This window comes from Streptomyces sp. SID14478, assembly GCF_010548525.1.
Lineage (GTDB): Bacteria > Actinomycetota > Actinomycetes > Streptomycetales > Streptomycetaceae > Streptomyces.
In genome coordinates this window covers 1-240 of record NZ_JAAGMG010000869.1, presented here as the reverse complement: position 1 = coordinate 240, position 240 = coordinate 1, and the positions used below count along the sequence as shown (strand labels likewise).

General features: G+C 75.8%; 1 protein-coding gene. It reads right to left on the bottom strand.

What is annotated here, in order from left to right:
- The coding region (locus tag G3I40_RS28175) for a hypothetical protein (RefSeq protein ID WP_164305192.1) at positions 1–240 on the bottom strand (240 nt) is incomplete at both ends.

The window sequence follows — 240 nt, the reverse complement described above, 5'->3', positions numbered from 1 at the left end:
GAGGCCGCCGTGCAGGTGGTGGGCGAGGCGCTGCCACTTCTCGCCCAGCAGGGAGTCGACCAGTTCGAGGGCGCGCTTGGGGTGGCCCAGGCGGTCCAGGACGTACGCGATGCCGGCGAGGCCGTCGTAGAGGCCGAGGGCGGTGCCGCGCGGCGGCGGGTCGGTGTGGTCCAGGAGCCAGCGCTCGCCTTCCTCGTAGCGCCCGGCGCCGCTCTCGGCGAGGGCGTACAGGACGCCGGC